Consider the following 19,349-nt stretch of genomic DNA (forward strand, 5'->3'; position numbering starts at 1 on the left):
GCTGGAGCAGCTGGACCTGCACGGCACCGTGGTCACCGCCGACGCGATGCACACCCAGCGCGGGCACGCCCGCCACATCATCGCGGCCGGCGGCCACTACCTGCTGGTGGTCAAGGGCAACCAGAAGAAACTCCGCAAGCAGATCCAACGCCTGCCCTGGAGCGAGATCCCGCTGCAGGGCCGCACCACCCAGGCCGGCCACGGCCGCCGCGAGGTCCGCCGGCTCAAGGCGTGCACCGTCGCACCCGGCCTGCGCTTCCCGCACGCCGCCCAGGCCATGGAGATCAAACGCCGGCGCGTGAACCGAGCGACTGGCAAGATCAAGTCGAAGACCATCTACGCCATCACCAGCCTCACCTCCGAGCAAGCAGACCCCGCCCGTCTGGCCGAACTCGTCCAGGACCACTGGTCGGTGGAGGCCCTGCACCACGTGCGAGACGTGACCTACGGCGAAGACGCCTCCCGGGTCCGCACCGGCACCGCACCCCGCCTCATGGCCACCTTGCGCAACCTGGCCATTGGCCTGATGCGCCAGGCCGGCTGGAACAACATCGCCGCCGCAGCTGACCACTACCGGTCACGCCCCGACCACGCCACCGCACTCCTCAAGATCACCTCCTGAGAACGCATGGGCCCTGCCCTCGCCCCGGCGAACACCACCAAGGTCAACCTTCCGACGTGGGCCTGGCTCGACCGTGCCAAGTTCCAGGACGTCTCAGTCACCGCCTCACTGGACGTGGGCGGTGTGAACCTCCAGGCCACAACCACCGCCAAGCCCATCTCACTCAAGCTGGAGCCAGGGACGTCGGATGCCGAGGTCTACCCCTCCTCGGGCGAGTGCGCCTTCAACGACGACGGTTCCATCGGTGAACCATACGCAAAGGGAAAAGCTGACCAGACCCCGCCTTGCGGAATCAGGTACCTGCGCTCTTCCGGCGACGGCGCGTTCAAACTGCGAGCGACCATCACGTGGGAAGTGTCCTGGACCGGGACGGGCGGCGCCAGCGGGGACCTCCCCAACGGGACCTTCGGAACCGAGCAGAACGTAACCGTCCAGGAGATCCAAGCCGTCAACCGCTGAGAGTCAAGCTCCAGCAGAACCACACCAGCCCGGCCGGAGAACCAAGCATGGCGAACGACTCAGATCTCAGGGTGAACGTCGACCTTCTTGTGGAGTCGGAGTCCCGGCTCCGAAAAATCAAGAAGGAGTTCAAGAACCTGGGCAACCATCGTGACGACATGCGCGAGCACTGGGGCAGCGGTGACGTCACAGGTGCCATGGACGAATTCGTGGACAACTGGGACGACTACCGCGAAAGCCTGCTCACGCACATCGACACCGTAGGAAAACTGATCAAGGCAACTGTCGACGGGTTCACAGGCTTGGACACCGAGCTTGCCAAGGAACTACGCAAGAAGGAAAAGAAGAAGTGACGACGGCTCCCAAGGTCCGGCCCCGGGACTGGCATCCCCTGGCGGAGTCCGATCCCGTCCCTGGAGATCCGGAAGAGATACGCTCCGAAGTCAAACGCATGAAGGGCGTAGCGAGCTCTCTGCGTGAACAGGCTGGCCTGCTTCGCGGCATAGGCGACGACAACGAGCTCAAGGGCAAGTACGCAGGCGCCCTGCGGGACGAGTCCGAAGGGCTGGAGAAGAAGCTTCGCGAAGTAGCGGAACGCTACGAGAACGTACACGGCTACCTGACCAGCTGGGCCGGCGAGCTGGAGGACTTCCAGATCCAGGCCGACAAGGTCCTCGCCAACGCGAAGAAGGCCCAGGAAGAGACGGACGCCGACAAGAAGAAGGCAAGCACGAACAAGCCGGGTCCGGGCGAGCCGAGCCCGTCCCCGAGCGGCACGGACCACGACCCGCTCACTGAATATCGGCTACAGCTCAACCGAATCACGTCCGAGCGGGACGAGCGTGCCTCCCACTACGCGGACAAGATTCGTGACGAACTCGACGACGCCATCGAAGACAGCTTCTGGGACGACACCAAGGGCTGGCTCCACGACAACGCCGACCTCTTCAAGACGATCGGCGACCTGGTCGGAGACCTGAGCGGCATCCTCGGCATGCTGGCCATCATCACGATGCCGTTCCCGCCCTTGGGCGCCATCTTCGCGACCGCTGCGGCAGTGACCAGCGGTATCGCGCTCATCAGTCATCTCCTCGCCAAGGCCGGCGGCGCCGACGTCAGTTGGTTCAATGTAGGCCTTGATGCTCTCGGTGCCATTCCAGGCATCAGTGCGTTCGCCAAGGGAGTCAAGGCCGCCGACGGCGCGGCCGCAGTGGCACGGGCGGCGCGGCTTGGCAGAGGGACCCGTGGCGTCACGACGATCGGGCGGAACATTGTCGGCTTCGGCGACAACGTCGCGGGAGCCGTGAACTACACCTTCAAGGGTAAGAAGATCGGTTTGTGGGGCCTCAAGCACGGCGGCCTGATCAAGGCCGAGGGGCTCATGGGACGTATGACGCTGGTCGCCGAGCAGACCGTCCATAAGGGACAGTGGGCCGGAACCCGCATAATCAACCTGGCTGGCGGAAACCGCTGGTCGATCGACCCGATGAGCAACCTGGGACGTGGCATCGACGCAGGCATCAAGATCGCTCCGAAGCTGGTGTCGATCCCCACACACATCGGCGAACTCATCAACCCCGGCGACCGCTTCCAAGAATCGGTCGCCTCCTGACGAGGACGGAAATCCTGTGGACTGGCACCCGGAACCCGGTGAGAAGGCACTGGCGCGCTATCCGGTCTCGTTTGCGACCGGAACCGCCGCGTCTGTGGACGGACGGCGCTCTTTCCGTGACCGCCGACGCAACGACATCGAGGCCGAGCTGCCCAGCTGGCCGGAAGGGCGTACCTTTGCCGTTCGCCACCTCCCCGGCAGGGTCGGCGTATACGTGGGAACAGCTGTCTCCGGCGTCTTCGCGGCAGCCTGGGGGATCCTCGCCGATCTGCTTGGCGGAAGCACGATCGATACGGAGACAGGGCGGGGGAAGCTGGAAGAGCGGGAGAACGAAGTCGACGACTTCCCGGTCATGTGGGCCGACGCCGATGACATTGCTCGTGGACTGCCCTGGCAGCTCGATCCTTCCCGTCGCCCGCACGGGTACGTCACCGAGATGGTGTTGACCACGCACCGTCTGCTCGTAGTCGGGTCAGGTACAGCGTTGTGGGAGACACCGCGGGACAACATCGCTGAAGCGGCAGTCAAGCAATTCAGCTTCGGCCATAAGGACTTCCGTCTCACCTTCCGGGACGGTTCTTGGGCACGGCTGACGGCGAACGTCTCAGATCACACCACCGAGCTGGTCGGGCTGCTCACCGGAAGCCATCACCGACTGTCCGAGTCCGAGCTCTCGGCTGAGCAGCGCGATCGGCTCTCCAGCTTTACGACATCCTCGCCCGCTGGGGCCACCCCACCCATCATCACAAGGTTGCCTAGCGGACTGGTACGAGTCCAGTCCACAGCTCCCGGCCGCGAACGGGGCGTCGTCTCCGAGTCACGAGGTTTCGTCATGGACGAGGCCGGCCGGGACGTACCCCCAGCCCCCGGAGACATCGGACCAAGCAAGGCGTGAACGTGAGCACCAACAACATGGAATCCTCCGGCATCCCGACCGTTGTCGACGATCCGGCCATTCCTCCTCTGTGGTTCGTGGCACCGGAGGGCTTCCACGCCCTGCCCGTCGACGCGGACCCGGACGCCCGAATATCCGCCGCTGCCGAGTTCGCTCGTGAACTGTTCCCCAAGGGGGACGCCCACCTGTGGGAGTCGGCTGCACCCTTCTACGCCGGGCTCACCGAAGTCTTCTCGGACTCCGGCCTGGCCTACTCGGCCATGGGTGTGTTCGGCGACGACAACGGCGGCGTCGTGCATTTCTCCTTCACGGTGGGCGCCATCGAATCCCCCTACGCGACCTCCGAAGAGGCCGCTGGCGCGATCGCGCAGTCCCTCGGCCGGGACCCGGGGAACGACAGCCGTCGCATCACCCTGCCCTGTGGTCCGGCCGTATCGAATATCAGCGTTCGCGAGGTCACCATTGGTGCGGAGCTCACCTCGACAGGCGAAGAAGCGAAACTCCTCACCGGCCAGATCCAGATCTTCCTCCCCTTCCCGGATGCCCCATTCATCGCGGTCTTCACGCTGGATACGGCCGCCATGGAGTACTGGGGGGAAATCTGCGACATGACGGCTTCCGTCCTGGAAACGGTGTCCTTCGGCACTCCGTCCGACGACTCGAGTGATCGGCCCCTTGACCGCCCGTGATCCGAGCGGGACCAAGACGAGATGGTGAAGTGGGCCGTCACGTGCACGGAGATCGTTCATCAACGCCACAAACGGTGGTGGCGGCGGCCCAAGCGGCTTGCGATCGCCGATCACTTTCTGCAGCTGGCGGATGCCCATCCGATCCCGGACGTTGTCTCGCCAGCAGTCGGAGGGCAAGGGCCGGGAGATGGAACTCCGCATGATGGTTCAGGCAACGGGTGACCACCCTGTTCGCCGACCCGACGTCTCGGATTTCCATTCCGACCGCCTCGGGCGAGGGCTGCGTTATCTTCGCTATTTCGGCGATAAAGGCGTGTACGCCTCCCTCAACTACGGCTGGTGGTCGGAGGAACACCAGGTCTACGCGACCGTGCGTACGGTGTCGACGGAACTCGACTGGCTGACAGTGAACATGGGCATCCTCGACGACCTCGCCCGCAGCATCTGGCTCAACCCAAACCCGGAGTGACCTTCATGAACGTCTGGCAGCCAGCGGCAGGGGAAACGCTCCTCGCCCGCGTTCCCGTCACCTTCGCCAGCGGTGCGGCGATGCGTGTCAGGGGCAGGCGGTGGTTCCGTGACACCGAGCGCAATGACATACAGCGTGAGCTGGACGGCTGGCCCGAGGGACCGACGCACGCCGCCCGTTCAATGGGTGGCGCAGTGACTGGGAGTGCCCTCAGGGGTACGGCACTGACCGTCGGAGTCCTCTTCATGGCGTTTCTCTCCGCCTTCGGCGGCAATCTCAGCGGCCCGTCGTCCCGCTCGGGCTCCGGCTCGTCCGACGACCCGGCCGATGAAGTCGAGGACTTTCCCGTCATGTGGGCCGCGCCCGGCACCATCGCCCGTACCCTGCCATGGCAGCTGGACCCAGCGCGCTCGAAGCAGAAGCACTACCGCACGCACCTGATCGTCACGGACAGCCGCCTGGTCATCGTCGGCATGCCCTTCTCCGAACGGGACTACAAGCGCGTCGACGACACAGTGCTCTGGGAGACGCCGCGCGCCGCCATCGGGAGCATCGAGCGCAGGGACTTCAAAGACGGTGACGACGTCAAAGTCATTTTCACCGACGGCTCCTGGTGCAGGCTGCGCACCTCTGGCAGGGATCGCCTCATGCGGTACCTCGTCGACCGGCTCGACTTCGTACCGTTGGATTCCCTCACGCCGGCCCAACGCGAGACAGCCGAGACCTTCGCGTCGGCTCATGCCCCGGACGCAGGCCCTCCCGTGGTCACGCGCAGCGAGTGCGGCTGTTTCCGCGTCGAGGTCCTGGCGCCGAGTACCACCAATGCCTTCTTCGGGCACTCCACCCGCGACATGGTGATGGACGTGGACGGCAACACGGTCGACCTGTCGCAGTACCACTTGGAGGATTGGTCACTCGAAGGGCTTGCCACGCGACGACGCCTGCGAGCGCCCGAACCCCCGTCCGGCCGGTCTTCGCCGGACTGAATTGCCTCAATGGATCACTGGACCGAGATCTACCGCCTGATGTCGGCAATGCTGCAGCCCGTGTCCTTCGCTGACCCGGTAGAAGACCTGGATGATGAGTCCTCCGAAGACGTGTTCAAAGGTGCTGACCTGCCTTGAGGGCTGTCAGAAGCCGACTGTGCCCTCTGCGGGCTCAGCGACCCGCATCGGGTTCCGCTTGATGCTCCTCGGTTTCCGCCGGCACCAGCCGCGCTGTGGCCACCAACTGGTCAGCCAGGAAAGTCGCCTCGTCAGCCTCCTTCGGCTGCCACAACCTGATCGTGACAACACTCAGGTCTTCCAGCCCGGGAGGGAACATGGCGTACTTGATCACGCCGGCCGCCTGCCTGCGCCCGAAGCCAAAGCGTCTCTTCTCCTTGAGATCCGCCCGGACACGAACAGCCGGACCGGTTTCCAGGTTCAGGTGTCGGACATCCGGCTCTGCGGCTATCTCGGTCCCAACGGACTGCAGTAGCAGCGGGACTACTTCAGTCGGCAAAGGCCTCGGCTTTCCATCCTCGCCGTACGTGTCGAACCTCAGATCCGCGAGGACCCGCCCTTCGGGCGTGTAACGGGCAGCCGCAAGATTCGATTGCTCCCTGTTCAGATCGAGCGCACGACGCCTGAGTTCCCGGATCAGCTTGCGTGTGGTGACCGTCAGCCTGGCAGGCTCAAACTGCGTCGTTGCAAGCACTGTGGCCGCCGCCCAGGCCTCCACCCAATCAACACTCTCTAGGGTCAGGTCGAGCCAACCCGACTGGAAGTCGAACTGGTACACATGCTCGTGAACTGACATGCGGCCCCCTATGTCGTACGACTTCAGAGGTCCACCGTCACAGTCTGCGCGATGCTGTCCGCCGCGGCTTCCATTTCCTCCGTGATACCGGGCACCGTCCACGACACCAACAGCATGACGGCGCTCTCGGCGCCAGTCGGGAGGATGCCATAGGTCAGCGTCTCCATCAGGACTCCAGGTCCGCTGCGTGGAGGCGAGTCAGCAGCGAAATCCTGGCGGATGCGCACGGCGGGGCCGACCGGCAGATCCGTACGCGAGATCTGCGGAGGGCCGAAGTCGTCAGCACTGAAAGTCTCGCCGATCCAATCCAACGTGATCCTGGGAACTGTTTCATCGGGATGAATCAAATCGACTTCCAGGATCGCCAGCGCGGTGTCGAAGCCGTCAGGAAAGTAGGCGAACGCATAGAACGGGTCTCGGCTGCGGCTGTCGTCGGCCCGAGTCTGCAACTCCTTCCTCAACATCCGCTTGTCCAGTTCGTAGCCTGCTGCCTTGCTTCGGTCACGTAGCTCCGCAGCAGTGCTCTTGGCCCAGCCTTTGATGTCGTCCGATGGCTCAAGCGGGAGCGGCACCCAATCAGTCGGAACGACGATGCCGCATGCACTGATCTCACTCATGACCGTCGTCACCGCCCACCCACACCAACGAAGCGGCCACCGCGTCGAAGAGCTGGACCATCGCATCCCCGATCTGAACCAGGGGGGTAGAGAATGTCAGCAGCAGACATGCGCCGGCTCCGGGGATCGGCAGTTGGTAATCGAGCGTGACCGAGGGAAGAGTCTTGTCAGGATTACCCGGCATACCTGGTGGGGCCGGGCGGTCAGGCTGTCCTGTCGACCTGCGGGTGCGCACCGCAGGTCCCGAAGACAATTCGACCACGGACACTTCCAGCTCTTCGTTGGCGGAGAGGCGGGCAGAAATGTCCTGCACAGTCGACTGATCTCCGCCGGGCGGGGGCAGGAGTGTGACGAGCAGAGAAGCCGGGATGGTGAAAGCGTCGGCCTTCTGCAGGCTCAGGTACAGCTCGATGCCACCGTCCCGGAACGCTGCGGCTGCCTGCGCCAGCAGGCTTTCACGCAGCTGCCGCTTGAGGTGAGGTGCGTTGTCGACTCCCTCGAACTGCCGGTTGATCAGTGCGTCGACCGAGCGCTGGCGAAGCTCCGGGTCGATGAGTACGCGGAACCACCCCTCCGGCAGAAGCAGCCGGTAATCAGCCGGCGGTGCGATGCTGTCACTACCTTCAGGTGCGGTCATGGTAACTCCGACGTGGTCGGCTGATCTCATACGTTGACCTCTGCCTTCTCGATCATCTTGTCATACGAGAAGCGGCTGCCAAGCGCACTCCCCACTGCGGGAACCAGAGCCGCCGCGATGGTCAGCGCAGACAACAAGCCCGCCAAAAAAGCCGGGAGTTCGTCACTGAAGAGCCCGGCCAGCAGCACAGCGCTGAAGAGCGGGAGCGCAAGGAGTTCGTTCCTGCCGATGACAGCACGGTGCCAATCGGTCTCTTTGCGGGCTTCCTTCGCGTCCATCGGTGACATCTTGCGGACGTCCGCACTGAGCATGTGTCCCTGCCACCAGACGGTGGCGTTCTTGGCATGACGGAGCTTCTCGTCCGCAACAGGAACGTCCAGAGCCGCTTTCAGCTCGCTCCAGCGATCGCGCCCTTGCCGTCCCGCGAACCAGTACTTCCACGGCAGCAGCGCCCGCGCCTCGCCATTGCGGTCCTGGAACTCGACGGCGAGCGGCTCCCCCGTCGTGGGGGCGACAAGTCGTACCAGCCTCGCCACTCCGTGCGCACCTGTCCGCCCGAGCCAGCGTTCCTCTCCCACCGTGTTGGTCAGGACCACGTCGTGGGGAAGCACTCGAACGGAAGCCGTTCGCAAGAACCGCCGGGTCGCTCCGGCTTCGGGCGAAGGCCTGAACATCAGGGCTCCGACAAACGAGTCGCTTCTTCTGTTCCGCCACCACGCCGCGATGCGTACGACGCCATCCGATGCCGGAATCAGGAGGAGGGCGCACGCAGCAACAGGCATGGCCCAAATCAGATCAGCGGCGAAAGCGGTCACGACAGCGACGAACCACCCGAACATGCCGAGCCCTCTTGCCCAGCTATGCCACCGGGGCAGGTCGGCATGGACAGCACGGTCCGGTCGGATTTCCCGACTGTCTCCCTGTGCTCCAAAGCCGCCAGCGGGCGGCAGGCCCTCTTCCAGCGGAATGCCAAGAGTCGCGACAAGGTCCCTGAGCCCAGTCCGGTCCAGGCACTTCGACGGTCCCAGGTCCATGGCGCCGACAACGCCGGCCTCGGGCAACCATGCCGTGAGCGGCACGCGCAGAACGTCCCGCTCTGCTTTCGGACGCCGGGCGGTGCATCTGGCGAGGGCCGGCGCACCACCCATAACGCAGTAGCCCCTCAGCTGGCGAAGGAGGGGCTCAGCAGGAACTTGCTTGTTTGTCATGCCGTCGGGCTGGGCTGGTCGGAGGGCAGAGCACGTCATCTTCGGGGTCCCGCCCCGGCCTGGGATTCACCACTGGTAGACCCCGCTCACTATGGTGCTGCGCCCAGGTAGGCAAGCCGGGTTTCGAGGTTGTGCTACTGCGGACGCGCCGCCCGGCTCTTCCCCTTCCCCTTCTTCCGAAGCCTCCGCACCCGTTCCCGCTCCCGAGCCGCTTCTTCCTCTGCCCGTGCGCTGATCCAGCGGAGGACGAGCCAGCCCACCAGGCCGGTGCTGATGACGTAGCCCAGAAACGCGCTGCCGGTACCGGGGATGTAGGCACAGCTCTCCGAACGGCAGTTCTTGCCGGGAAGGCCGCTCAGCAGATAGAAGAGCGGTCCGAACGCGGCCGCGCAGCAGACCGCCGTGCCCGCGGCGTGCAGGCCACGCGCCAGGCGGGTGCGGCCCGAGGCTCCTGGCGCGCACCGCAACCCTCCGGTTGCTCCGAGCACGGTGATCGCGCCCAGGACGGCACCGACCGCCCAGAAACCGCCGGGCAGGTCCACCAGCGTCGGCACCGTCTCACGCGCGAACCGCTTCCACATGCCCATGACCAGCAGGATCGCGCCCAGACCGACCACCATGCAGAGCATCGCCCCAGCAATGCCGAAGCCGTCCCGCGCCCCGAACCGGACGTGGGATCCTGCCTCTTCGGCCGGCTTCCGCACCTGCCGTCTTCTCACAGCACCCATCGTAGTGAGCCGGCCATGGCGTCGCACAACCGCTCCATCGGGCCGGACATCCCCATGAGCGGTGCCGAGAAGGAGAGGGTCAAGTAGCCCAGCCCGCCGGGCATCAAGGTGTGGACGTCCAGTGTCGTGGCACCTAGGACCCGCACGGCAGTGCCGGCGGGGAGATCCACCACCGACACCTGCCGCGGTGAAGGGCCCTCAGGCTCTCGTACTTCGAGCCACGCCGCGTACTTCTGCGGGTCGGCGGGGGTCTCGCCCAAGGGCACGAGGGACACGAGGAGCGAGGCCGGAAGGCCGCCGTCCCGTGAGGTGGTCAGGAGGTAGAACTCCATGGCCCCACGTGCCCGGCCGGCTTCCGCGGTGTTGCGCAGGGTGGCCCATACCTTCTGTGTGAGCTCCGCCGGAACATTCCGGCCCTCTGCCTGCCGGTCCACGAAGGTCTTGAGCTGAGCCCGCCAGCGGTCCTGCATGAGGTCGATGCGGAACCACTCCCGCGGAACCAGCAGCTTGTAGTCCCGCGGGACACCCACCCGTGATGAGGCTTCGCCCTGTGAAGGCTCATTCACCCCGGCATCACCAGGGGAGCTCCGTGGGCGTCGAAGAAACGGACGCTCTTCACGACGCCGGCGAACATGGCGGAGAAGACCTCCCACCCCTCGACCGTCGGCGTGCCCATCTCGAGCAGGAGGACGGTCCCGTTGTCCAGCGGGATCTGGACCTGAATGAACGACGTCCATATCGGCTCCTCCTCCCCCGACTGCGTCAGGCTGCCGTCGATGCTGGAAGACCGGTTGCCGACGCATGTCACCGCCGGACCGCACGGCAGCTGCACTTCGCCGACCTGCCCGAGTTCCAGGTGCTGCATCGTGGTCGCGATGAAGCCCACCGGATTGCTTCCGGCCCGCTCATCGAGGTCCAGGAGGCTGACGTTCACCGTGGCCGTGCAGCGGACACCGTCGACCTCCGTGGTGACGAAGCCCGCGTACTGCACGCCCGCCTCGATGAACTCGTCGTAGTGCGCCGCGCACATCGCGGCGTACTGTATCTGCACTTCCTCGTCGGCACCGGGCAGCGCCTGCTTGGCCAACTCGAGCAGTTGCTCGGCCAGCTCATCCAAGTCACCCGCCTCGAAGGGCAGCTCAAGAAAACCCTCCGGCATGATCCAACGAACCTCGATGCCATCGCTTTCCGTGAGGCTGCGCCGGGCTTCGTCAACGGTGTCCGTGGTCATCTGCGCCTTTACTCTTGGACTGTTCACGGTCGTCCACTTCAGGACGGAAGGTCGCTGCGAAGGGGTAGGGCCCGTAGTGCGGATAGAAAGCAGGGATGTCCGCTCCTCCCCGTCGAGCGATGTGGGCGATCTTTCGGTACCTTGCCGCCCGGGCCCGCAGGTTCTGCTTCACCGGATCGCCCCACTGCGACATCACGCTTCGCACGAAGAAGAAGATCTGCGTCACTACGAGGGCAGCGGAGATCACCAGGTAGGAGTTTCGGTAGGTGGCAGTCTCCCAGTACTGAGCCACACCGGCCCAATAGAGCACGACCCCAAGGCCCACAAGCGCCAGAGGCACTCCGTGCACAAAGCCCGCCTTGAACATGCCCTCTTCATCGAGATGCCGCCGACGCAGCAACTCGAGCACCGCCTGGTCGTCCAGAAAGTCGAACCGAAGCTCTCGTCGGGCTTCCTCCGCAGCTCGCTTCGCCTCGGGCACGGCGGCGATCACCGAGCCGCCCACCAGGGTGACAACGTCGCCACCTCGGCGTCCGATGAATTCCCAGCGCCCGTAGTCCTGACTGTCGTCGCTCATGGCTCCTGCACTCCTTGAATGGTTTGCCGGGTTCTATGCCGCCAGGGCCGCATTGAACGCCTTCGGCGAGACGTTCGGGGCGGGACCGGGCGAGGGCGACGGAGTGGGAGTGGGTGTGGGCGTGCCGGCCTTGGCGGGCTCCTGGTAACCGGTCCTCTCGCCGTTCTCGCCGCTGAACATCCTATGCAAAGCGCTTCCGAGACCGGCCCCCTTGATCACTCCCGTGATCTTCCTGCCCTCAATTGCGGTGTGCCCTGCTTTTTTCAGAACCCAGTTGACACTCTTGACAGCGATCCCATTCAGGAAGTTGTCTCCCACGCCACGGAATGCGGCGGATCCGCTGAACCTGAACTTCGCCAGTCCCTTCATACCCTTGACAGCTTTGATCCCCTTCAGGACGCCGAGCCCCGGGAACACTCCCAGCGCATCAGCACCCAACTTCAGCCAGTCGACCTTCCCACCACGCGCGGTCATGTCATACGCATGGCCGGCGAGCGCCAGCGCACTGGTCACCACGGCAAGGGCCGCGAACAGGGGAACCAGGGCCTGAAGCGGTGGGACGAAAGCGCAGATCACCGCCAGCACGGACAGGACAGCCGAGATGTTCGACAACATATCCGCCCAGTCCGCCAGGAGGTTCATGAAACCGCCCGGGTCCCGGACAGCATCGTGGTGCACGACATTCCGGATATGGCGGGCAGCCTTGTCTCCCGCGTCGTCATATATGTCCCTGGCGTCTCTCACCGCCCTGCGCGCATCACCAATGCGGTGCAGAGCCTCGTCACGCTTCTTGACCCAGCGCTCGTACTCTTCCTTATTCGCGGCGGTGGGCCCGGCCCCGGGGGAAGCAGGGTTGGTGAACTTCTTCACCTCGTCGTCCGCGAGGTCGTGGTCGGCCTTGGCCTCGCGGTAGTCGGCAAGCGCCTTGTCCGCCTTCCGCTGCGCGCGGCGCATCTCTCCGGCGAACTGGTCCGACTCTCCTTCGCGCACCTCCTCCCCGATCGCCTTGGCCGCCTCGTCATAGCGCTCGAACGACTTCTTCAGCTTGTCCGCCGTGCCACCGGCGAGTTCATGGAAGCCTTTTCCGGCCTCACTGTCCCAACCCTCCACGGACGCAAGCGTCTTGATGACTCGGGACTGCTCCTCGATCATGTCGGCCATCTTGCGCAACTTGCGTCCCAGCTCGGCGACTTCCTCCGGGTCACCCGGTGTCGGGTCGTCGTGCCACAGAGGCGGCCAGTCGGCGTCCGTCCTGCTCACTTTTTCCCCTTGCTCTGCGCCTTGGCATCCCGGATGGCCTTGGCCAACTCCTGGTCGATCTCGTCGTACGCCTTGGCGGCGGTCCGGGTGAACTCGGCCAACTGCTCGAGTTCCTTCATCAGTTTCTTCCGAGTCTTCTTCCAGGTTTCCCCGAAGTCAGAAAAGGCATCTTTGAGGCCACCGTGACCTACCGCCTGGCCATACTCGTCCGCAGGATTGCCGTTTCGCTCGAACTCGCCATGAATCTTGGTCAGATCGCGTGAGCACTGTTTGATAGCGGCGAGATCCGCCTTGATATGGTCCCCCATCAGCGATGCCTCTCTATGGTTCTGTGACTTATCTCGATGGAATCTGACGAGCGCGGGCGCGACTGCGGACTCCCTCACTCCGCATGGCACCCCGTACGAGATACGCTCTCGATACACCAATCCTGTTCCGCGTCGGCGAGGAGATTCTTGACGTGACACCTACGGGCAAGCAGCGCCTGGCAATGGACCGCCTCGGCACCCAAGCCGAAGCCGGCGCCTGGTGCTTCATCGACAAGATCCCGAAGCCCCCCGCAGACGTACTGCAGGCCGCGGGCAACCCCCGGATCCGTCCTGCCGCAATGCCCCCGCTGGGCATGATCGGCATGGTGCTCGGTGCGCCGTTCGAGCTCCTCCTCATGCTGTTGAGTCTTCTTGCCGAAGCGGAAGAAGCCGTCAAGCGAGCCCTCGATACGAAGGAAGAAAAGGAGCAGCGGCGGGCCAAGAAGGAGGAGGACAGGCGCAGGGACGCCACCATCACCCAACAAGGCCTCGACAAGGTCTTCGACGGAGACTGGCACGGTGACGCCGGGCAGTTCCTGCTGCGTTGGTACGGCCACTCCACCCACCACCAGCGCATGCTGTTCGCGACCCAGGAGGGAATCGTCCTGGCGGCTCCGCCGAAGCGCGTCAGCGTGGGGCGGGAGAAGCGCCTACAGGTCGTCGCCCGCATTCCCGCCTCCGAAGCAACCCTCGTCGACCCCTTCTCCGGCGAGTTCGAGACGAGGTTGCTGCTCATACGTTTCGGTGACGGATCCTGGCTGCGCGTCGATACGGAAGAGCTCCGCAGCGACCTGCACATGCACCTGCTCCGGCAGCCCCTCCCCGACAGCTGACGGGCCTCGGCCGACCGGACGACGCCTGCCCGGTGCCGGCAGCCTCCGCCACCGGCACCGGGCAGGCGTCTCGCGCCTACTTGCGAGCCTGCTTGGCCAGCTCCTCATCAATCTGCTCGAACTTGTCCGCAGCCATGGTCAGGTAGTCCCCCATGCCGTCCAGACCGTCCAGCGTGGTCTTCGTGCCGTTCACGAACTCGTCGAAGTTCTCGTCGAACGCCTTCGACGAGCTCTTCGTGACGTAGCCGGACTGCACAAGGTTGTTGATGTACTTGCGGAGAGCGTCGAGCTTCTCCTGGAGCTTTTCCTTCTCCTTCACGACATGCTTGGCAGCTTCCCGCATGTCCTGATATGTGATGTCAAGGTCCTTGGCCATGAAGCCGCTCCCTTTCGCAACGCCGCAGGGCCAACCCCCGTGGCTCCCTGTTTGCGGACTCATCGACCCTCGGGCCGAGTTGCCGGTCGCACGTGGCAACCGGTGTGATCGTCCGCTCTTGCGTCAGCAGCTTACGGGTGTGGCCTGTGGTGCAGCATCCCCGGCTTGTGAACGAGCGGTCATGAAGTCGTGTACGACGTTGCCATAGGGAACGTCACGGTGCCTCCCCATTGCCCCACCGCCGTACCGAACGGATATCGTCCCTTACGGCTGTGACCCGCGGGACTGGAGCGGACAGCGCGACAGCGCAGCGGTCACCAACAGCAGCCACACAACCACGCGGCCACACCGGCCCAGTGGCACGGGGAGGACTAGTCGTGCGCCTGACTCTGACCGTCGTCGACCCGTACGGCGGTGGCACCGCCGACGTCGTGCTCGATGCCGATCCTGAGTCCACCGTGGGGGACATCGCCCAGGAGCTGGCCAAGCAGGTCGGGCACAGCGGGGCGCAGGTCATCCCGCTCGGGCAGCATCAGCATGCGCCGGCCAACAACGCCCCCCTCGTCTACGTGGACGGATACGCCGTCGACCCGAACGCCACCGTCGTCGGGTCTCCCCTGCGCGAGGGCGCCGTCGTCAGCCTCCAGGATCCCTCCGGCTGTCTGCCCGGTGAGCCCACCGGCCTCGTCGAGCTGCGCGTCGTCGGCGGGCCCGCCGCCGGGTTCGTGCACCGGCTCGGCGTCGGGCGCTACGACATCGGCAGCGGGGCCGCCTCGTACGTCCGTATCGATGATCCCGAGGTCGACGCCCGGGCCCTCACCCTCTCCGTCGCCACCGACGGCACCTGCCAGGTCGCCGTGCACATGGACAGGGAGCACGTCACCCTCGACGGGAAGTCCCTCGCCGAGAACGACGAAGCGGACCAGGGCAAGAAGGACCAGGACAAGAAGAGCGGCAAGAAGAAGGACCAGGAGAAGAAGGAAGAGAAGAAGGGCGGGCCGACCGAGTGGCCGCTCGGCGGGCAGATCGGGCTCGGCAACACCCTCCTCGAACTCACCCGCTACACACCGCCGAACGCCGCGCTGAAGTGGTCCGACGACGGCGTCGGCCTCGACTACAACCGGCCCCCGCGGCTGCGCCCGCCCGAGCGGCAGACCAACTTCCGGCTTCCGTCGCCGCCCCGCGACTACGAGGCCCGCCCCCTGCCCTGGCTGATGGCGCTGACGCCGCTCGTCGGTGCCGTCGTGTCGGTGATGATCTTCCAGCGCTGGTACTACCTGATCATGGCCGGCCTGGCTCCGATCCTGCTGTTCGCGAACTACTACAACGACAAGAAGCACGGGCGTAAGTCGCACGCCAAGCAGGTCGAGGAGTACGAGGAGCAGAAGGAGCGGATCGAGAAGGACGCGCAGGACGCGCTCGTCGCCGAGCGGACCGACCGGCGCCATGCCATACCCGATCCGGCGACCGTGCTTGCCCTCGGGACCGGGCCGCGGACCCGCCTGTGGGAACGCAGGCGTACCGACCGCGACCACCTCCTCGTCCGCTTCGGGACCGGGCAGCTGCCCTCCGAGGTCGTGCTCGACGACCCCGAGCAGGACGACCACCGCCGCCAGGTGACCTGGAAGATCGAGGACGCCCCGGTCGCGCTGCACCTGCGCACCCTCGGTGTCATCGGCATGGCCGGGCCCGGGGATTCCGCCCGCGCTCTGGGTCGTTGGGCCGTCGCGCAGACCGCGGCCCTGCACAGCCCGATGGACGTGCAGTTCTACGTGCTGAGCGAGAACGCCGCGCAGGAGTCCTGGGACTGGGTGCGCTGGCTGCCGCACTCCCGGCCGACCGGCGGGCAGGACGTCAACGCGCTCATCGGGACCGACGCCGAGACCGTCGGCGCCCGCATCGGCGAGCTGACGCAGATCCTCGACGCGCGCAAGAAGGCCGCCGAGCAGAACAAGTCGCAGGCTGCGTCGTCCTTCAGTGATCCCGACATCGTCGTCGTGTGGGACGGATCGCGGCGCCTCAGGTCCCTGCCAGGCGTCGTGCGGCTGCTCCGCGAAGGGCCCTCCGTGTCCATGTTCGCCATCTGCCTCGACGCCGAGGAGCGGTTCCTGCCCGGTGAGTGCCAGGCGTACGTCGTCGCCGAGCCGAAGGCCCAGGAGTACGAGCCCGCCCAGCAGATCCAGCAACAACAGACACAGCAGGTCGCCGGTGCCTTCCCCTCCTTCCAGGCCTGGCACACCACCGCCCAGCAGCCGGAACAGGCCGGGATCAGTGAGCAGTTGAGGCTGCGTGTCGAGGAGGCCGGGGCGGAGCGCCTCAAGGACGTGCGGCCCGACTTCGTCTCCGCCGCGTGGTGTCTGCGGCTCGCCCGGTCGCTGTCGCCGCTGCGGGACATCAGCGGTGAGACCGAGGACTCGGCGCTCCCGGGTTCGAGCCGGCTGCTCGACGTGCTGCAGCTGGAGCCGCCGACGAGCGACGCGATCATGGCGCGGTGGCGGATGGGCGGGCAGTCGACGCTCGCCGTCATCGGTGAGTCGTACGACGGGGCGTTCGGGATCGACATCCGGAAGGACGGCCCGCACGGGCTGATCGCCGGTACGACCGGTTCCGGTAAGTCGGAGCTGCTGCAGACCATCGTGGCGGCCCTCGCGGTGGCGAACACGCCCGAGAACATGACCTTCGTGCTGGTCGACTACAAGGGTGGCGCGGCCTTCAAGGACTGTGTCCATCTGCCGCACACCGTCGGCATGGTGACCGACCTCGACGCCCACCTGGTGGAGCGTGCCCTGGAGTCGCTGGGTGCCGAACTCCACCGGCGCGAGCACATCCTGGCCGCCGCCGACGCCAAGGACATCGAGGACTACCAGGATCTCGTGCGCCGTGATCCGTCGCATCAGCCGGTGCCCCGACTGCTCATCGTCATCGACGAGTTCGCGTCCATGGTGCGTGACCTGCCCGACTTCGTGACGGGGCTCGTGAACATCGCCCAGCGAGGCCGTTCCCTCGGTATCCACCTGCTGCTGGCCACCCAGCGGCCGAGTGGTGTCGTGTCTCCCGAGATCCGCGCCAACACCAACCTCCGTATCGCGCTGCGCGTGACGGACGGCGGTGAGTCGTCCGACGTCATCGACTCGCCCGAGGCCGGGCACATCTCCAAGAACACCCCGGGCCGCGCCTACGCCCGGCTCGGGCACTCCTCCTTGGTCCCCTTCCAGTCGGGACGCGTGGGTGGCCGTCGGCCCGGTGCGGCCGACCCGGCCGTGCTCATGCCCTGGGTGGGCCCGCTGACCTGGGAGGACCTGGGCCGGTCTGCGCTGGTCAAGCCCAAGGCGGAGGCCCGTGAGGAGGAAGAGATCACCGACCTGAAGGTCCTCGTCGACACGATCCGCGACGCCAACAGCTCGCTGGGCATCCCGCCCCAGCACAGCCCGTGGCTGCCCGCGCTCGACGAGACGCTGCTGCTGGACGAGGTCGAACTCCCCGCGTTCGCGGGCGGCCCCGGCAAGCTGCCGCCGGCCCCCTACGGCATCGAGGACCTGCCTGCCAGCCAGTCCCGCCGCCCGGTCGCCGTGGACTTCTCCTCCTTCGGCCACCTGATGATCGGCGGCGCCCCGCGCAGCGGCCGTTCCCAGGTGCTGCGCACCCTCGCGGGTTCGATCGCCCGTACGCACTCGGTCGCCGATGTGCACCTCTACGGCATCGACTGCGGCAACGGCGCGCTCAACGCCCTGACGCGGCTGCCCCACTGCGGCGCGGTCGTCGGACGTAACCAGACCGAGCGGGTCGTACGGCTCGTCAACCGGCTCAAGGGCGAGATGGGCCGCCGCCAGGACCTGCTGGCGGACAAGGGCTTCGCGGACATCGGTGAGCAGCGGGCCTCGGTCTCCGACGACGAGCGGCTGCCGCACATCGTCGTGCTGCTGGACCGCTGGGAGGGCTGGGTGCCCACGCTCGGCGAGATCGACCACGGCTCGCTCACGGATGAACTGCAGACGATGATGCGCGAGGGCGCGAGCGTCGGCATCCACCTGGTCCTCACCGGTGACCGCACCCTGCTCGTCGGCCGTATCGCCACGCTCACCGAGGACAAGTACGGCCTGCGGCTCGCCGACCGCAGCGACTTCTCCGCGCTCGGCATTCCGGCCCGCAAGGTGCCCGAGGAGATCCCGCCGGGGCGTGCCTTCCGCAACGAGTTCGGTACGGAGACGCAGTTCGCGCTGCTCGCCGAGGACACGACCGGTCAGGGGCAGGCGGCCGCGCTGGCGGCGATCGGCGAGGCGGCCACGGCCCGCGACGCAGACGTCCCGCGTTCGCGCCGCCCGTTCCGCGTGGACAGCCTGCCCAGCCGCATCTCCTTCCCGGAGGCCTGGGAAATGCGCGACCCGGACGCGTCCCGCTCGCGCCTGTGGGGCCTGGTCGGCATCGGCGGCGACGAGATCATCGGGTTTGGACCGGACCTCGCGCAGGGCGTACCGGCGTTCGTCGTCGCGGGTCCGGCCAAGTCGGGCCGTTCGACGGTGCTCTGGAACTTCGCGCAGTCGTTCCTGGCGCAGGGCACCCGCCTGGTCATCGCGGCGCCGCGCCAGTCTCTCCTGCGCCAACTGGACGGCACGGACGGCGTGCTGAAGGTCTTCACCGGCGACGACATCGACGAGGACGAGTTCGAGGAGCTCATCGACCAGGCCTCCCTGGAGGAGCCGATCGCCGTCCTCATCGACGACGGCGAGATCCTGGAGGACTGCGACGCCGAGAGCCAGATGAAGAAGCTGGTCTCCCGTGGCGCCGAACGCGGCCTCGCCATGGTCATCGCCGGTGACGAGGAGGACGTGTGCAGCGGCTTCTCGGGCTGGCAGGTCGACGCCAAGAAGGCCCGCCGCGGCATCCTGCTCTCCCCGCAGGAGTCCTCCAGCGGCGACCTCATCGGCCTACGTCTGTCCCGCAGCATGGTCGGCGGCCAGGTCGCCCCGGGCAAGGGCATGCTGCACCTCGGGGACGGCGAGCTACGCACGGTCGTCGTCCCGGGGTGAG

Annotated in this window: 21 protein-coding genes and 1 pseudogene; 11 read left to right on the forward strand and 11 right to left on the reverse strand. The window is 66.1% G+C overall.

What is annotated here, in order from left to right:
• From ACIBNA_RS43030 to ACIBNA_RS43070, 9 genes and pseudogenes are all read left to right on the forward strand, one after another.
• The coding region (locus ACIBNA_RS43030) for an ISAs1 family transposase (protein ID WP_399170813.1) at positions 1-622 on the forward strand (622 nt) is incomplete at its 5' end.
• 15 nt (positions 623-637) lie between these two features.
• Positions 638-1,081 (forward strand): annotated as a pseudogene (locus tag ACIBNA_RS43035) (hypothetical protein); the annotation flags it as partial.
• A 47-nt stretch (positions 1,082-1,128) separates the two neighbouring features.
• Positions 1,129-1,434, forward strand: coding sequence for a hypothetical protein (locus tag ACIBNA_RS43040; protein ID WP_399170814.1), 306 nt, complete (start codon positions 1,129-1,131; stop codon positions 1,432-1,434).
• Positions 1,431-2,693, forward strand: a complete 1,263-nt coding sequence (locus ACIBNA_RS43045; RefSeq protein WP_399170815.1) for a putative T7SS-secreted protein — start codon at positions 1,431-1,433, stop codon at positions 2,691-2,693. Before ACIBNA_RS43040 ends, ACIBNA_RS43045 begins: the two co-directional genes overlap by 4 nt.
• Positions 2,694-2,709: 16 nt before the next feature.
• Positions 2,710-3,588: a hypothetical protein gene (locus ACIBNA_RS43050; RefSeq protein ID WP_399170816.1), complete on the forward strand. Its 879-nt coding sequence runs from the start codon at positions 2,710-2,712 to the stop codon at positions 3,586-3,588.
• A 2-nt stretch (positions 3,589-3,590) separates the two neighbouring features.
• Complete coding sequence (locus tag ACIBNA_RS43055) at positions 3,591-4,277, forward strand: hypothetical protein (RefSeq protein ID WP_399170817.1); 687 nt, start codon at positions 3,591-3,593, stop codon at positions 4,275-4,277.
• 187 nt (positions 4,278-4,464) lie between these two features.
• Positions 4,465-4,746, forward strand: a complete 282-nt coding sequence (locus ACIBNA_RS43060) for a hypothetical protein (protein WP_399170818.1) — start codon at positions 4,465-4,467, stop codon at positions 4,744-4,746.
• Positions 4,747-4,751: 5 nt separating this feature from the next.
• On the forward strand, positions 4,752-5,732 hold the full coding sequence (locus tag ACIBNA_RS43065; RefSeq protein WP_399170819.1) for a hypothetical protein: 981 nt from the start codon (positions 4,752-4,754) through the stop codon (positions 5,730-5,732).
• Positions 5,733-5,741: 9 nt separating this feature from the next.
• A complete protein-coding gene (locus tag ACIBNA_RS43070) occupies positions 5,742-5,870 on the forward strand; it encodes a hypothetical protein (protein WP_399170820.1) in 129 nt (42 codons plus the stop codon).
• A 34-nt stretch (positions 5,871-5,904) separates the two neighbouring features.
• Here ACIBNA_RS43070 and ACIBNA_RS43075 read toward each other — a convergent pair whose 3' ends face one another.
• From ACIBNA_RS43075 to ACIBNA_RS43120, 10 genes are all read right to left on the reverse strand, one after another.
• Complete coding sequence (locus ACIBNA_RS43075) at positions 5,905-6,546, reverse strand: hypothetical protein (RefSeq protein ID WP_399170821.1); 642 nt, start codon at positions 6,544-6,546, stop codon at positions 5,905-5,907.
• 23 nt (positions 6,547-6,569) lie between these two features.
• Positions 6,570-7,163 (reverse strand): hypothetical protein, encoded by a 594-nt coding sequence (locus ACIBNA_RS43080; protein WP_399170822.1) that lies wholly within the window; start codon positions 7,161-7,163, stop codon positions 6,570-6,572.
• Entirely contained in the window at positions 7,156-7,800 is a 645-nt protein-coding gene (locus tag ACIBNA_RS43085) for a hypothetical protein (RefSeq protein ID WP_399170824.1), read from the reverse strand. The genes ACIBNA_RS43080 and ACIBNA_RS43085 overlap by 8 nt, the downstream gene beginning before the upstream one ends.
• A 26-nt stretch (positions 7,801-7,826) precedes the next feature.
• Complete coding sequence (locus tag ACIBNA_RS43090) at positions 7,827-8,879, reverse strand: hypothetical protein (protein ID WP_399170825.1); 1,053 nt, start codon at positions 8,877-8,879, stop codon at positions 7,827-7,829.
• A gap of 263 nt (positions 8,880-9,142) precedes the next feature.
• Complete coding sequence (locus ACIBNA_RS43095; protein ID WP_399170826.1) at positions 9,143-9,727, reverse strand: hypothetical protein; 585 nt, start codon at positions 9,725-9,727, stop codon at positions 9,143-9,145.
• Positions 9,724-10,266 (reverse strand): hypothetical protein, encoded by a 543-nt coding sequence (locus ACIBNA_RS43100; protein WP_399170827.1) that lies wholly within the window; start codon positions 10,264-10,266, stop codon positions 9,724-9,726. The genes ACIBNA_RS43095 and ACIBNA_RS43100 overlap by 4 nt, the downstream gene beginning before the upstream one ends.
• Positions 10,267-10,298: 32 nt before the next feature.
• Positions 10,299-10,967 (reverse strand): hypothetical protein, encoded by a 669-nt coding sequence (locus ACIBNA_RS43105; protein WP_399170828.1) that lies wholly within the window; start codon positions 10,965-10,967, stop codon positions 10,299-10,301.
• Positions 10,948-11,544 carry a hypothetical protein gene (locus tag ACIBNA_RS43110; RefSeq protein ID WP_399170829.1) on the reverse strand — a complete coding sequence of 199 codons (597 nt, stop codon included), beginning with the start codon at positions 11,542-11,544 and terminating at the stop codon, positions 10,948-10,950. The genes ACIBNA_RS43105 and ACIBNA_RS43110 overlap by 20 nt, the downstream gene beginning before the upstream one ends.
• A 33-nt stretch (positions 11,545-11,577) precedes the next feature.
• A complete protein-coding gene (locus ACIBNA_RS43115; protein ID WP_399170830.1) occupies positions 11,578-12,804 on the reverse strand; it encodes a putative T7SS-secreted protein in 1,227 nt (408 codons plus the stop codon).
• Entirely contained in the window at positions 12,801-13,112 is a 312-nt protein-coding gene (locus tag ACIBNA_RS43120) for a WXG100 family type VII secretion target (RefSeq protein ID WP_193482487.1), read from the reverse strand. Before ACIBNA_RS43120 ends, ACIBNA_RS43115 begins: the two co-directional genes overlap by 4 nt.
• Before the next feature lie 83 nt (positions 13,113-13,195).
• On the opposite strand from ACIBNA_RS43120, the gene ACIBNA_RS43125 reads away from it, so the two are divergent.
• Positions 13,196-13,945: a hypothetical protein gene (locus tag ACIBNA_RS43125; protein ID WP_399170832.1), complete on the forward strand. Its 750-nt coding sequence runs from the start codon at positions 13,196-13,198 to the stop codon at positions 13,943-13,945.
• A gap of 76 nt (positions 13,946-14,021) precedes the next feature.
• On the opposite strand, the gene ACIBNA_RS43130 is transcribed toward ACIBNA_RS43125, so the two are convergent.
• A complete protein-coding gene (locus ACIBNA_RS43130; RefSeq protein ID WP_215119661.1) occupies positions 14,022-14,321 on the reverse strand; it encodes a WXG100 family type VII secretion target in 300 nt (99 codons plus the stop codon).
• Positions 14,322-14,698: 377 nt separating this feature from the next.
• On the opposite strand from ACIBNA_RS43130, the gene ACIBNA_RS43135 reads away from it, so the two are divergent.
• Positions 14,699-19,348, forward strand: coding sequence for an FtsK/SpoIIIE domain-containing protein (locus ACIBNA_RS43135; protein ID WP_399170833.1), 4,650 nt, complete (start codon positions 14,699-14,701; stop codon positions 19,346-19,348).
• Position 19,349: the final 1 nt, after the last annotated feature.

Source organism: Streptomyces sp. NPDC050164, from assembly GCF_044459945.1.
In the GTDB taxonomy this organism is placed as follows: Bacteria; Actinomycetota; Actinomycetes; order Streptomycetales; family Streptomycetaceae; genus Streptomyces; species Streptomyces coeruleorubidus_A.

Coding starts and splice junctions, on each gene's coding strand:
- ACIBNA_RS43040 (WP_399170814.1), top strand. CDS start 1,129: ATGGCGAACGACTCAGATCTCAGGGTGAACGTCGACCTTCTTGTGGAG.
- ACIBNA_RS43060 (WP_399170818.1), top strand. CDS start 4,465: ATGGAACTCCGCATGATGGTTCAGGCAACGGGTGACCACCCTGTTCGC.
- ACIBNA_RS43065 (WP_399170819.1), top strand. CDS start 4,752: ATGAACGTCTGGCAGCCAGCGGCAGGGGAAACGCTCCTCGCCCGCGTT.
- ACIBNA_RS43070 (WP_399170820.1), top strand. CDS start 5,742: ATGGATCACTGGACCGAGATCTACCGCCTGATGTCGGCAATGCTGCAG.
- ACIBNA_RS43075 (WP_399170821.1), bottom strand. CDS start 6,546: ATGTCAGTTCACGAGCATGTGTACCAGTTCGACTTCCAGTCGGGTTGG.
- ACIBNA_RS43080 (WP_399170822.1), bottom strand. CDS start 7,163: ATGAGTGAGATCAGTGCATGCGGCATCGTCGTTCCGACTGATTGGGTG.
- ACIBNA_RS43085 (WP_399170824.1), bottom strand. CDS start 7,800: ATGACCGCACCTGAAGGTAGTGACAGCATCGCACCGCCGGCTGATTAC.
- ACIBNA_RS43105 (WP_399170828.1), bottom strand. CDS start 10,967: ATGACCACGGACACCGTTGACGAAGCCCGGCGCAGCCTCACGGAAAGC.
- ACIBNA_RS43110 (WP_399170829.1), bottom strand. CDS start 11,544: ATGAGCGACGACAGTCAGGACTACGGGCGCTGGGAATTCATCGGACGC.
- ACIBNA_RS43120 (WP_193482487.1), bottom strand. CDS start 13,112: ATGGGGGACCATATCAAGGCGGATCTCGCCGCTATCAAACAGTGCTCA.
- ACIBNA_RS43125 (WP_399170832.1), top strand. CDS start 13,196: ATGGCACCCCGTACGAGATACGCTCTCGATACACCAATCCTGTTCCGC.
- ACIBNA_RS43130 (WP_215119661.1), bottom strand. CDS start 14,321: ATGGCCAAGGACCTTGACATCACATATCAGGACATGCGGGAAGCTGCC.